Genomic DNA, 11,807 nt, shown 5'->3' on the forward strand with positions numbered 1-11,807 from the left:
CCTAGAGCGCCTTGGCGACAAAAGCGCCAAGCTGCCGTTAATACGCGAATAAACAGCATGGCCTATTGCTGGCGGAGTTTAAAACTCGGGTCTTTACTACCTGAATCGGTTCTAAGCCGATCCTTCAGGAGAAAACTAGATGAGCATAGTTCGGACAGTATTACCCTTGGTTCTGCTAACCAGTGTCTTGACTGGTTGCGCAGGTTTGCAGAAAACCGACTGGCCGACCTGTGCGGCTGTTGGTGGTGTCGTGGGTGCGGGCCTCGGAGCGACCGAAAGCTCGGCATGGGCAGGGTATGGTGCTCTGCTCGTCGGCGGTACGGCAGCGGCTTATTGCTGGGTGCACGGTGATGGCGACGAAGACGGCGACGGTGTGCCGGATAGTCGCGACAAGTGCCCAGGCACGCCTAAAGGCGTTCAAGTCGATGCCAACGGTTGCCCACCACCTGCGCCTGTGGTCGAAGAAGCGGTTGTGGTCCAGGAAGAAACCATCGTCATTCGCGATGTCCACTTCCAGTTTGATAAAGCCACGCTTACCTCGTCCGACAAACTGGTACTCGACAAGATTGCCACTCGCCTGAAAGCCGAAGCCCCGACTGCTCAACTGACCGTAACCGGCCATACCGACAGCGTGGGTAGCGACGCCTACAACCAGAAACTGTCGGATAAACGCGCCCACTCGGTGGTTGAATACCTCATCGATCAAGGCGTACCTCGCAGCAACTTCGTGTCGGTTGTCGGTGCCGGTGAAAGCCAGCCGGTTGCAGACAACAAAACCGCTGACGGTCGTGCACAGAACCGCCGTACCGAAATCAAAATCCAGCGTTAGGCCCCCCTCGCATCCGCGCCTTGTGCAGTCGCGGATGCGGGTCTTTACTCCTGTGTAACCGGTATTGGCCGGGGACACAGGAGCTTTCAACATGATCGTTCTCACAAGGACCGTCTTGCCGGTTCTGCTACTTGGCAGCCTCTTGACCGGCTGCGCGACCCACAGCGATGGCACCGCCCCCCTCAATCAACGCACCTGGCCAATTTGCAGCCTCATCGGCGGTCTGGTCGGTGGTGGTCTGGGCGCAATCGAGAGTAGTGCCTGGGCCGGGGGTGGGGCGGCGCTGGGTATCTTGTCCGGCGGCTTGATCTGCTATGCCCAGGATGGCGACGAAGATGGCGACGGCGTTTTCGACCGACGCGACCGTTGCGCTGATACCCCTGCCAATACCCCGGTCGACCATCGCGGTTGCGTGGTGCCGCAGTACCCGGACAGCGTCCAGGTCGAGCCTGCGCAATCCGAAGTCATTACTCTGAGCGATGTACTGTTTGTCTTCAATCAATCCGAGCTGACCCCGACGGCGAAGAGTCAACTGGATGCGTTGATGAGCAAGTTCGAGGATGCCGATGTGGTCAGCATCAAGGTGGTCGGCCACACCGACAGTGTCGGTTCGGATGCCTATAACCAGGCCTTGTCGGAGCGGCGTGCCAGCAGCGTGGCGGAATACCTGTTGAGCCAGGGTGTGGCGCCGAACAAAATCACCAGCGAAGGCAGGGGCGAGAGCCAACCGATTGCCGACAACGAAACAGAAGAAGGCCGTGCGAAAAACCGTCGCGTGGAACTGCATATAAACCGCTGAGCCAAGAGATAGAGCCGTCGAGCGACTGGTGTGATCGCTGCGACGGCCGTTCGGCGGCCTCCATGAAGAATTTTCCGTTGCCCTCTGGCTTATCCCGCGTGGAAGCCGTTACTGTGCGCGCAAACAATAATTCTCATCGGGGGCGCGTATGAAAGTCATATGGGGACTGGGGCGATTACTGACCTTGCTGTTCTGGGCGGTAGTGCTGGTCAATCTGCTCACACCGTTTGTCTTTCCGCTGCACCCGTTGGTCAACCTGGCCGGCGGCCTGTTGGGGTTCATCCATCTTCTGGAAGCGTTGCTGTGCTATCGCAGCCTTCGAGGTCGCGCCCATCCCTGGCTTGACCGCCTGAAGATCGTCATTTTCGGCGTATTCCACCTGCAAACCATTCCAGCCCCCACCGCTTCGAAGGCTTCCCATGCGTAAACTCTGTCTGCTCGCCGCACTCATCAGCCCATTGGCCTGCGCACAGGTGGTGAGTGTCGAACCCAACTCGCTGATGCGCTTGCCCAACACCGCCAGCGCCTTGCAACTGGAACGCCTGGAAGTGGCCGATTACGGCACCTTGCTGATTCCTTCGAACGTCACCGAAGTCACCGTGGGTGAATTGCATCTGGGGCGTGAAGCGCGCATTGCCATCGTGCCGGGGGAACAGGCGCTGGCGCTGAAGGTCCGTCGCGCTGATTTGTCCGAAGGCAGCCAGATCACCTCCCGTGGCTCACCCGGGACCTACCAGAAGGCCGCTCGATCCGGGCGCAGCCTTGATTTGCAGATCAAGACACTGAACGCAGCGCAATTGACCGTTGATGCTCGCGGTGGTGCGGGTGCACCGGGGTTCGTTGGTCTTGATGGGGGTAACGGCCAGGAACCGGGCTGCACATGGGGTCAGGCCGGTCGCGGTGCTGATGGCAGTGATGGCAGCAACGGTCAGCCGGGAGCACCGGGGGCGCTGGTCAAACTGGCAGTGCCGCACGACTTCCCGGCAGACCGGATCAAGGTTCAGGTGGCTGGCGGTGCCGGTGGCCTGGCCGGCCCGGGCGGCAAACCGGGCGCGGGTGGCAAGGCCAAGGGCTGCCTGATTTACAAGGCCGATGGTGGCAAGAGCGGTAAACCCGGGGCTGATGGTCAGCCTGGGCCAGAAGGTGCCGCTGGTTCGGTGACGGTGCAGCGGTTGTAAGAAGCGCCGAAAGCCCTGTGGCGAGGGGGCTTGTCTGTGGCGAGGGGGCTTGCCTGTGGCGAGGGGGCTTGCCCCCGTTGGGCCGCGAAGCGGCCCCATTTCCGGCAATCGCGAAGGTTAGTGGTGTCTGGTTTACGACTGCTTCGCAGCCGAACGGGGGCGAGCCCCCTCGCCACAAAAGTTCGGCAGAATCAAAACATCGGCCGGGCCGCGGCAATCACCACCAAAGCCAACCCTACCAGCAGATTGATCCCCACCAACTTGCGGATCCGTCCCAGCACCGCTGCACCGGCTGGCCAATCCTGCTCGGCCACGGCGGTGCGCAGTTCCGGCAGCATCAGCGCCTGAATGCGGATGAACAGCGCGGTCATTACCACATACAAGCCCATCATCACCTGCACATAACGCGGCGCGGCTTCAAAACCATTGAACTGCATGTGCAGCATGCCCACACCGCTGACCGGCAATAGCATCACCGCCACCCAGACCCAGCGAAAAAAGCCTTGAAACACTTCTACCCACAGCTTCAGCCGGGCAGGGCCTTCAAGTGCCTTGATTGCGGCGGGGCGCAGGACCATCCAGGCGAAAAACATGCCGCCGACCCAGACCAGGGCCGCCAGTACGTGCAGGCTATAAATGAGGCTAAAAGGTGTCATTGGGTTACTCCGTTCTGCGCGGGATTCATTAGCGGGGTATGATAGCGACCGAACCGAACTACTGAAAATTTATCCAGCGTTTTTTGCGCCCGACAATCCATGATCAGCACTGAACTCAAAACCACGATCCAGGGCGCCTACTCGCGTTTTCTCGAAGCCAAGAGCCTCAAGCCGCGCTACGGCCAACGCCTGATGATCGCCGAAGTCGCCAAGGTCCTGGGTGACATCGACACCGACGACGAAGGCCGGCGCAGTGGCGACCCCGCGATTGTCGCGGTGGAAGCCGGCACCGGTACCGGCAAGACCGTGGCCTACAGCCTGGCGGCGATTCCCACGGCGAAAGCCGCCGGCAAGCGCCTGGTGATCGCCACGGCCACCGTGGCCCTGCAAGAGCAGATCGTCTACAAGGACTTGCCTGACCTGATGCGCAACAGCGGGCTGAATTTCAGCTTCGCCCTGGCCAAGGGACGCGGGCGCTACATGTGCCTGTCCAAGCTCGACATGTTGCTCCAGGAAGGCCACGCGCAGACCGCCACCGCTCAGTTGTTCGAAGAAGAAGGTTTCAAGATCGAGGTCGACGAGGCCAGTCAGAAGCTCTTCACCAGCATGATCGAAAAACTCGCCGGCAATAAGTGGGACGGCGACCGCGACAGTTGGTCCACCGCCCTGGAAGACGCCGACTGGGCGCGCCTGACCACCGATCACAGCCAGTGCACCAACCGTCATTGCCCGAACTTCGGCCAGTGCGCCTTCTACAAGGCCCGCGAAGGCATGGGCAAGGTCGACGTGATCGTCACTAACCACGACATGGTACTGGCCGACCTGGCCCTGGGCGGCGGCGCCGTGCTGCCGGACCCGCGCGACACCATCTACGTGTTCGACGAAGGCCATCACCTGCCGGACAAGGCCATCGGCCACTTCGCCCATTACACGCGCCTGCGCTCCACCGCCGACTGGCTGGAAACCACCGCCAAGAACCTCACCAAACTTCTGGCCCAGCACCCATTGCCGGGAGATCTGGGCAAGTTGATCGAGCAGGTGCCGGAACTGGCGCGGGAGATCAAGACCCAGCAGCAGTTCATGTTCACCGCGTGCGAGCAGATTGCCGATTTCAAGCCCGGCGAAGACGTCGAAGGCCGCGAGCGCCCGCGTCACCGATTCGTCGGCGGGGTGATTCCCGAGCACATGCGTGAAATGGGCATCGAACTGAAGAAAGGCTTCGCACGGCTGACCGATCTGTTCACCCGCCTGACCGAGTTGCTCAAGGAGGGCATGGACGGCGAGGTCAACATTGGCATCGCCAGCAACCAGGCCGAGGAGTGGTATCCACTGTTCGGCAGCTTGTTGTCGCGTTCTTCCGGTAACTGGGAGTTGTGGACCGCCTTCACCGTCGAAGACCCGGAAGACAACCCGCCCATGGCGCGCTGGCTGACCCTGGCCGAAAGCGGCTCGCTGTTCGATATCGAGGTCAATGCAAGCCCCATCCTCGCGGCGGAAATGCTCCGGCGCAACCTTTGGAACGTGGCGTATGGCTGCCTGGTGACGTCGGCGACCTTGACGGCCCTCGGCACCTTCGATCGCTTTCGCATGCGCGCTGGCCTGCCGAAAAAAGCCGTGACCGCCGTGGTCCCAAGCCCCTTTCATCATGCCGACGCCGGTGTGTTACGGGTGCCGAACCTGAACGCCGATCCCCGTGATGCAGCGGCGCATACCGCCGCGATCATTCGTGATTTGCCTGAGCTGGTCGAAGGCTCGCGGGGCACGCTGGTGCTGTTTTCCTCGCGCAAACAGATGCAGGACGTGTTCGACGGCCTGGACCGCGACTGGCGCAAGCAAGTGTTCATCCAGGGCAACCTGTCGAAACAGGAAACCCTGAACAAGCACAAGGCGCGGGTAGATGGCGGCGATTCCAGCGTGTTGTTCGGCCTGGCGAGCTTCGCCGAAGGGGTCGACTTGCCCGGCGCTTATTGCGAGCACGTGGTCATTGCCAAGATTCCTTTCTCGGTACCCGATGATCCGGTCGAAGCGGCGCTGGCCGAATGGATCGAAGCCAGGGGCGGTAATCCGTTCATGGAAATCTCCGTGCCGGACGCCTCGCTGAAACTGGTCCAGGCCTGCGGTCGCTTGCTGCGCACCGAAGAAGACCGCGGCACCATCACCTTGCTCGACCGGCGCCTGGTGACCCAGCGCTATGGCAAAGCCATCCTCAATGCGTTGCCGCCGTTCCGTCGAGAAATTTCCTGAATCACCGGTGGGCAGTTTTGCCCGCCGCGTTGTCTATCTCTCTGCCATCGCTTTTCCACTGGCCCATTGAAGGTCGTTAGGGAGAATTTCGTTCTCATGATTTGCCGTTCGTTGCCTGCTGTTTTTGCCATGCTGTTCGCAACACCGCTGTTGGCCGCCCCGGCCAGCCAGCAGACGCTGTTCAACTTTGTGCGCCCCGCCGACGTGGTCCAGGTGGCGACTCAGGACGCCAGCCTGCCGCAATCCAACGCCGAGCAAACCCCCGAGGGCGAAGTGCTGCGCCGGGTGACGTTCAACCCGGTCGCCCGGCCGACGTTGCGCCTGACCCCGCAAACCGGCGCCTGGGACTGGTCGCAGTCGGGCGTCATGAGCCTGCGGATCCAGAGCGCCATGAACTGGGCCTTGACCCTGTACGTGACCATCCAGAGCAACGATGGCAAGACACTGGTCAGCCGCGTCGATCTGCCGGCGGGGCCTGCGCAAACCCTGTTGGTGCCTTTGCAGGCGACATCACCGCTGAGCCAGGGCATGAAGGCTGGCCCGCCGATGCCGATGACCGTTGAGGGGCAGCGAGTGTTGCTGGCCAGCAGCGCCGGTGAGCTGGATCGCAGCCGGGTGGTGTCGGTGAGCCTGTCGATGGACCAGCCCAAAGCCGCGCAAAGCATCCTGCTGGAGCGCTTTGGTGTGCAGGGCGGTGAGTCGATAACCCAAGCCGTGTATGGCGGGTTGGTGGATGCCTACGGCCAGTCGAACCGAAACAAATGGCCGGAAAAAATCAGCAGTGACGAACAACTGAAAAGCGCCGCCAGCAAGGAGCAGCAGCAACTGAAAACCTGGCTGGCCGAGCGCGAGAAGTCCTCCCTGGACAAGTTCGGTGGTTTGACCAAAGGCCCGTCCTTCAAGGCCAGCGGCTTTTTCCGCACCGAGAAACGCGATGGACGCTGGTATCTGGTGACGCCGCAAGGCCATCCGTTTTATTCGCTCGGGGTTAACACCGTCGCTGCAGACGTCAACCCGACCTACGTTGCCGGTCGTGAGTGGATGTTCGAATCCCTGCCCAAAACAGATGACGCACTCGCCAGCCATTACGGCGAAGGCGACAACCGTGGCGGCAACGGTGCCGATCAAGGGCGTGGCTACAATGCCGGTCGCTGGTACGACTTCTACGGTGCCAACCTGCAGCGCCTGTATGGCGACCCGTGTGTGAAGGGCAGCGATACCAAGGCGGGCGTCGCCGCGGCGGCCAAGGCGGATGCAGTCGAGGCGACGACGGCCAAGGCGGCGGAGCAACCTGTAGTGCCTGCAACTGCCGAGTCTGGTGTCGCCGAAGCGGCCAGGACTGAAGCGACGGTAGCGAAAGCCGCCGAGCAAAAAACCGCCGAACCGTGCAAGCCGCTGTTCGACGAGCAGCGTTGGGCCAGTCACACCCTTGATCGCTTGCAGGCCTGGGGCTTCAACACCATTGGCAACTGGAGCGCACCCGTATTGGGCGACGCTGATCGCGTGCCCTATACCTTGCCGCTGTCGATCGTCGGCGACTACGCCAGCATCAGCACCGGTACCGACTGGTGGGGCGGCATGCCCGACCCCTTCGACCCGCGTTTCGCCATGGCCACCGAACGTGCCGTGGCCATTGCCGCCCGCGATCATCGTGACGATCCGTGGCTGATCGGTTACTACGCCGACAACGAACTGGCCTGGGCCGGTCCAGGGGATGACCCGAAAGCCCGATATGCCCTGGCCTACGGCACCTTGAAAATGACCACCGACGTGCCGGCCAAGCGCGCATTCCTCAAGCAACTGCGTGACAAGTACCGCAATCAGGCTGGCTTGTCGAAAGCCTGGGGCATCGATCTGGCGGCCTGGGAACTGATGGAAGATCCGGGATTCGTGCCGCCGTTGCCAAGCGCCGAGCACCCGGAAATCGAAGCCGACTTCAAATACTTCCAGAAGGTCTTTGCCGACACTTACTTCAAGACCATCTCCGACTCGCTCAAGTGGCACGTACCGAACCAGCTATTGCTCGGCGGCCGTTTCGCCATCAGCACGCCGGAGGCAGTGGAGTCCTGCGCCCAGTATTGCGACGTGTTGAGCTTCAACATGTACACCTTGCAACCCCAGGATGGTTACGACTTCGCCAGGCTGCGCAGTCTCGACAAACCGGTGCTGATCACCGAGTTCAATTTCGGCTCGGCTGATCGTGGCCCGTTCTGGGGCGGCGTTACGCCGTTGGTGAAGGAGGAAGACCGCGGTCCGGCGTACGCCAACTTCCTCAAGCAGGCATTGAGCGAGCCGTCGATTGTTGGCGTGCATTGGTTCCAGTACCTCGATCAACCGGTCACCGGGCGCCTGCTTGACGGTGAAAACGGTCACTTCGGGTTGGTGGGCATCACTGATCTGCCGTTCCAGGGGTTTGTCGACAGCGTGCGCAAGAGCAACCTGGCGACAGTCGAGCAATTGGGCAAAGAGGCAGAGAAGGCTGCGGCCGCCGCCGACAAAGCCAGCCACGACGCCGAGGGCGGCCGCAAGGCCGACGCCGGCAAGGGGCCGGGGAAGGGCGCGGGCGGGCACACCGGGAATGGCCACTGAGTCCTGACACCGCGTTATCGTTCTTCGCGAGCAAGCCCGCTCCCACAGGAGGATGCATTCCAATGTGGGAGCGGGCTTGCTCGCGAAGGCGTCATCAGCATCTCCACTGCATTTCAGGTTGATGGCAGAGCGACCGCCCGGCCCAACCCTGTTCCCAAAACCCTCAAGGGCTGGAACAATGCCCGCCACTTTGTAGAGCGTTAATCCGGGGAGTTGCGGGTGCAGATTCAGGGTCATTACGAGCTTAAGTTCGAGGCGGTGCGAGAGGCGTTCGCGGCGCTGTTCGACGATCCCCAGGAACGTGGCGCAGCGTTGTGCATTCAGGTCGGCGGCGAAACCGTCCTCGATCTGTGGGCCGGCACTGCCGACAAGGACGGGACCGAGGCCTGGCACAGCGACACCATCGCCAATCTGTTCTCCTGCACCAAGACCTTTACCGCCGTCACCGCGCTGCAATTGGTGGCCGAAGGCAAGCTGCAACTGGATGCCCCGGTCGCGCGCTACTGGCCCGAATTTGCCGCTGCCGGCAAAGAGTCCGTCACCTTGCGCCAACTGCTCTGCCATCAGGCCGGCCTTCCGGCATTGCGCGAGTTACTGGCCCCCGAAGCCCTTTACGACTGGCAAACCATGGTCGACGCCCTGGCCGCCGAAACGCCGTGGTGGACGCCGGGCGAAGGCCACGGTTACGCGGCGATCACCTATGGCTGGCTGATCGGCGAATTGCTGCGCCGTGCCGACGGTCGTGGGCCGGGTGAATCCATCGTCGCGCGGGTCGCCAAGCCGTTGGGGCTGGACTTCCATGTGGGCCTGGCCGACGAAGAGTTCCATCGCGTGGCCCACATTGCGCGGGGCAAGGGCAATGTCGGCGATGCCGCCGCCCAGCGCCTGCTGCAAGTGACCATGCGTGAGCCAGCGGCCATGACGACCCGGGCGTTCACCAACCCTCCGTCGATCATGACCAGCACCAACAAGCCCGAGTGGCGACGCATGCAACAGCCAGCCGCCAATGGCCATGGAAATGCCCGCAGCCTGGCCGGGTTCTACGCCGGCCTGCTCGACGGCAGCCTGCTGGAAAGCGAAATGCTCAATGAGCTGACCCGCGAGCACAGCCTCGGCGAGGACAAGACCTTACTGACTCGGACCCGTTTCGGTCTGGGTTGCATGCTCGATCAACCGGACGTTGCCAATGCCACCTTCGGCCTTGGCCCGCGGGCGTTCGGTCATCCGGGTGCCGGCGGCTCCATCGGTTTTGCCGACCCGGAGCACGACGTGGCTTTCGGATTTGTGACAAATACCCTGGGGCCGTACGTCTTGATGGACCCGCGTGCGCAAAAGCTGGTGCGGGTTCTGGCCACTTGTCTGTAAAAGCGGTTATCGGGTTCCAGGGCTGGAACCCGATAGCCTTTTCAGTTTCAAAGCGTCAGTTTGTGCGGGCCGCTGTGGCCAGATTTTTTTGACTTCATTCTTGTGGATATCCAATGTCATCCAATAAAACCCTCGCCTTGGCCCTGTGCTTTGCTATTACCGGTTGCGCACAGACTCCACAGAGAGATGCGACAGCCCCCGTTGCCAAGACTGAAAGTGGCAGCCATTGGTACTGGCCATTCGGTTCCGACGAGAGCGCCGGTAAGCCTGCGGCCAAGCCGGAGGTGAAACCTGAAGTCAAACCCGTTGCGGTGGCCAAGGCCGAAACCGATAGCGGCAGCAAGTGGTGGTGGCCGTTCGGCGGCAGCAAGCAGAGCGCCGCCAAGGCTGTGCCGATGCCCGACCCGAAAGTCACCCAGGCCTGGCTTGACGACTATGAACCGCGCCTGCGGGAGGCGGTCAAGGGCAGTAACCTGCAACTCGAGCGCCGCGAAAACGTGCTGGTGGTGACTGCGCCGGTCGAAGGCTCGTTCAACCCTGACCGTCCGGCCATGCTGCTGCCGGTCACACTCGGTCCGTTGACCCGCGTTGCCAAAATCCTTGAAGCCGATCCAAAGTCCGCTGTGTTGATCCTCGGCCACAGCGATACGTCCGGCGCTGCACCTGCCAACGTCAAACTGAGCCAGGAGCGTGCCCAGGCCGTTGCGGCGATTTTCCGTCTCAGTGGTTTGCAGCGTGATCGCCTGATGCTGCGTGGTCTGGGCGGTGATGCGCCGCGCGCCGCCAACGACAGCGTGGAAGGGCGTGCGTTGAACCGCCGCGTGGAGCTGCTGGTGACCCCGCAAAACACCATGGCCGCACTGCTGAGCAAGTACAATATGCCGGCGCCGGCCCCTGTGACCAAGGTCACTGCTGCTGAGGTCAAGCCGGTCGCCAAGCCTGTGACACCGGCCCCGGCGGCTAAAAAAGCTGCTGTTCCAGCGGCGAAAAAAGCCCCCGCGAAAAAAGCACCGGCCAAGAAAACACCTGCGAAAACCGCAACGCCGGCGAAAAAGACCACGCCAGCCAAAGCCTCCGCGGCTGACAAGAAAGGCGCAGCCACCGATACTGCAAAGCAGTGATTCGTTAACCAAAAGGAATGCGCCATGACCCAGGGCCTGGCTGATATGCGTCGTGACTACACCCGTGATGGCTTGACCGAGGCACAAGCCCCGGCCGAGCCGTTTGCGTTGTTCCACCAATGGTTCGCCGACGCGGTGAAAACCGAACAGGTGCCGGTGGAAGCCAACGCCATGACCCTGGCCACCGTTGACCAGGACGGTCGACCGCACTGTCGCATTCTGTTGCTCAAGGGCCTGGACGAGCAGGGCTTCACCTTTTTCACCAACTACGACAGCGCCAAGGGCCAGCAACTGGCCGCGAATCCGTATGCGGCCATGACGTTTTTCTGGCCGGCGCTGGAGCGCCAGGTGCGCATCGAAGGGCGGGTGGTGAAGGTGACGCCTGAAGAGTCCGACGCTTACTATCAGGTCCGTCCACTGGGCAGTCGCCTGGGAGCCTGGGCGTCGCCGCAGAGCCGGGTGATCGCCGATCGTAGCGAGCTCGAAGCGCTGCTCAAGGACACCGAGCAACGTTTCAGCGACACCCAGCCCCATTGCCCGGAACACTGGGGTGGTTATCGCCTGCTGCCGGAACGCATCGAATTCTGGCAGGGTCGCCCAAGCCGCCTGCACGACCGCCTCAATTACCGCCAGCAGGGCGCCGACTGGATTCTTGAACGTCTGGCACCCTGAGCAGTCTACCGATCGGGATAGCCTGCCGCAGCGGCCTCCAGCCACTTCGGCAGGTCTCGACGCTTGAACTTCTGCGCCTGAGCACTCGCCAATCGTTCGAGCATGAAGGCTTTTTTCTGCTCGTCCTTGCCCGCCAGCGCTAGCGCCAGATCGCGGTCCATCCAGCGTTTGATCCGCACGTACAGCCACCAATGGAAGTACAAACCGGCAACAGTCGTGACGACGATGATAAAGTAATCCATGGGAATCCTTGGCCAGTGGGGCAGCTTTGCGAATTTGCCGCTACTGTGTGGGTTCGTGGAGGCGCCTTAACGGAGCCTGAATCAAACCAATTTTACCCGGGCGATGCCGTGA

The 11,807-nt window shown here is 61.9% G+C and carries 11 protein-coding genes; 9 read left to right on the top strand and 2 right to left on the bottom strand.

Going from position 1 to position 11,807, the window contains the following annotated elements; genetic code table 11:
- Nucleotides 1-139: 139 nt before the first annotated feature.
- From KGB20_RS03940 to KGB20_RS03955, 4 genes are all read left to right on the top strand, one after another.
- Entirely contained in the window at nucleotides 140-829 is a 690-nt protein-coding gene (locus KGB20_RS03940) for an OmpA family protein (RefSeq protein ID WP_090453529.1), read from the top strand.
- A gap of 91 nt (nucleotides 830-920) precedes the next feature.
- On the top strand, nucleotides 921-1,628 hold the full coding sequence (locus KGB20_RS03945) for an OmpA family protein (RefSeq protein ID WP_150812937.1): 708 nt from the start codon (nucleotides 921-923) through the stop codon (nucleotides 1,626-1,628).
- 148 nt (nucleotides 1,629-1,776) lie between these two features.
- The gene (locus KGB20_RS03950; RefSeq protein ID WP_150812938.1) at nucleotides 1,777-2,055 is read left to right on the top strand and encodes a DUF1145 domain-containing protein; all 279 of its coding nucleotides are present in this window, start codon (nucleotides 1,777-1,779) and stop codon (nucleotides 2,053-2,055) included.
- Nucleotides 2,048-2,806, top strand: a complete 759-nt coding sequence (locus KGB20_RS03955) for a hypothetical protein (RefSeq protein ID WP_090453531.1) — start codon at nucleotides 2,048-2,050, stop codon at nucleotides 2,804-2,806. Before KGB20_RS03950 ends, KGB20_RS03955 begins: the two co-directional genes overlap by 8 nt.
- A 191-nt stretch (nucleotides 2,807-2,997) precedes the next feature.
- On the opposite strand, the gene KGB20_RS03960 is transcribed toward KGB20_RS03955, so the two are convergent.
- Nucleotides 2,998-3,462 (bottom strand): CopD family protein, encoded by a 465-nt coding sequence (locus tag KGB20_RS03960; protein ID WP_154946614.1) that lies wholly within the window; start codon nucleotides 3,460-3,462, stop codon nucleotides 2,998-3,000.
- A gap of 99 nt (nucleotides 3,463-3,561) precedes the next feature.
- Between KGB20_RS03960 and dinG the strand changes: the two genes are divergently transcribed.
- From dinG to pdxH, 5 genes are all read left to right on the top strand, one after another.
- Nucleotides 3,562-5,706, top strand: a complete 2,145-nt coding sequence (dinG, locus tag KGB20_RS03965) for an ATP-dependent DNA helicase DinG (RefSeq protein WP_007992389.1) — start codon at nucleotides 3,562-3,564, stop codon at nucleotides 5,704-5,706.
- Nucleotides 5,707-5,802: 96 nt separating this feature from the next.
- Nucleotides 5,803-8,295, top strand: coding sequence for a beta-galactosidase (locus tag KGB20_RS03970; protein WP_154946613.1), 2,493 nt, complete (start codon nucleotides 5,803-5,805; stop codon nucleotides 8,293-8,295).
- A 219-nt stretch (nucleotides 8,296-8,514) separates the two neighbouring features.
- The gene (locus KGB20_RS03975) at nucleotides 8,515-9,660 is read left to right on the top strand and encodes a serine hydrolase domain-containing protein (RefSeq protein WP_150812942.1); all 1,146 of its coding nucleotides are present in this window, start codon (nucleotides 8,515-8,517) and stop codon (nucleotides 9,658-9,660) included.
- A 113-nt stretch (nucleotides 9,661-9,773) separates the two neighbouring features.
- Nucleotides 9,774-10,781, top strand: a complete 1,008-nt coding sequence (locus tag KGB20_RS03980) for an OmpA family protein (protein WP_150812943.1) — start codon at nucleotides 9,774-9,776, stop codon at nucleotides 10,779-10,781.
- Between the two features lie 24 nt (nucleotides 10,782-10,805).
- Nucleotides 10,806-11,453 carry a pyridoxamine 5'-phosphate oxidase gene (gene pdxH / locus KGB20_RS03985; protein WP_150812944.1) on the top strand — a complete coding sequence of 216 codons (648 nt, stop codon included), beginning with the start codon at nucleotides 10,806-10,808 and terminating at the stop codon, nucleotides 11,451-11,453.
- 5 nt (nucleotides 11,454-11,458) lie between these two features.
- On the opposite strand, the gene KGB20_RS03990 is transcribed toward pdxH, so the two are convergent.
- Nucleotides 11,459-11,695 (bottom strand): hypothetical protein, encoded by a 237-nt coding sequence (locus tag KGB20_RS03990; RefSeq protein WP_223532022.1) that lies wholly within the window; start codon nucleotides 11,693-11,695, stop codon nucleotides 11,459-11,461.
- Between the last annotated feature and the right edge of the window lie 112 nt (nucleotides 11,696-11,807).

This window comes from Pseudomonas sp. BF-R-30, assembly GCF_019956175.1.
Taxonomy (GTDB): Bacteria; Pseudomonadota; Gammaproteobacteria; order Pseudomonadales; family Pseudomonadaceae; genus Aquipseudomonas; species Aquipseudomonas jessenii.

Coding starts and splice junctions, on each gene's coding strand:
- KGB20_RS03990 (WP_223532022.1), bottom strand. CDS start 11,695: ATGGATTACTTTATCATCGTCGTCACGACTGTTGCCGGTTTGTACTTC.
- KGB20_RS03955 (WP_090453531.1), top strand. CDS start 2,048: ATGCGTAAACTCTGTCTGCTCGCCGCACTCATCAGCCCATTGGCCTGC.
- KGB20_RS03960 (WP_154946614.1), bottom strand. CDS start 3,462: ATGACACCTTTTAGCCTCATTTATAGCCTGCACGTACTGGCGGCCCTG.
- KGB20_RS03940 (WP_090453529.1), top strand. CDS start 140: ATGAGCATAGTTCGGACAGTATTACCCTTGGTTCTGCTAACCAGTGTC.
- KGB20_RS03970 (WP_154946613.1), top strand. CDS start 5,803: ATGATTTGCCGTTCGTTGCCTGCTGTTTTTGCCATGCTGTTCGCAACA.
- KGB20_RS03980 (WP_150812943.1), top strand. CDS start 9,774: ATGTCATCCAATAAAACCCTCGCCTTGGCCCTGTGCTTTGCTATTACC.
- KGB20_RS03945 (WP_150812937.1), top strand. CDS start 921: ATGATCGTTCTCACAAGGACCGTCTTGCCGGTTCTGCTACTTGGCAGC.
- KGB20_RS03950 (WP_150812938.1), top strand. CDS start 1,777: ATGAAAGTCATATGGGGACTGGGGCGATTACTGACCTTGCTGTTCTGG.
- dinG (WP_007992389.1), top strand. CDS start 3,562: ATGATCAGCACTGAACTCAAAACCACGATCCAGGGCGCCTACTCGCGT.
- pdxH (WP_150812944.1), top strand. CDS start 10,806: ATGACCCAGGGCCTGGCTGATATGCGTCGTGACTACACCCGTGATGGC.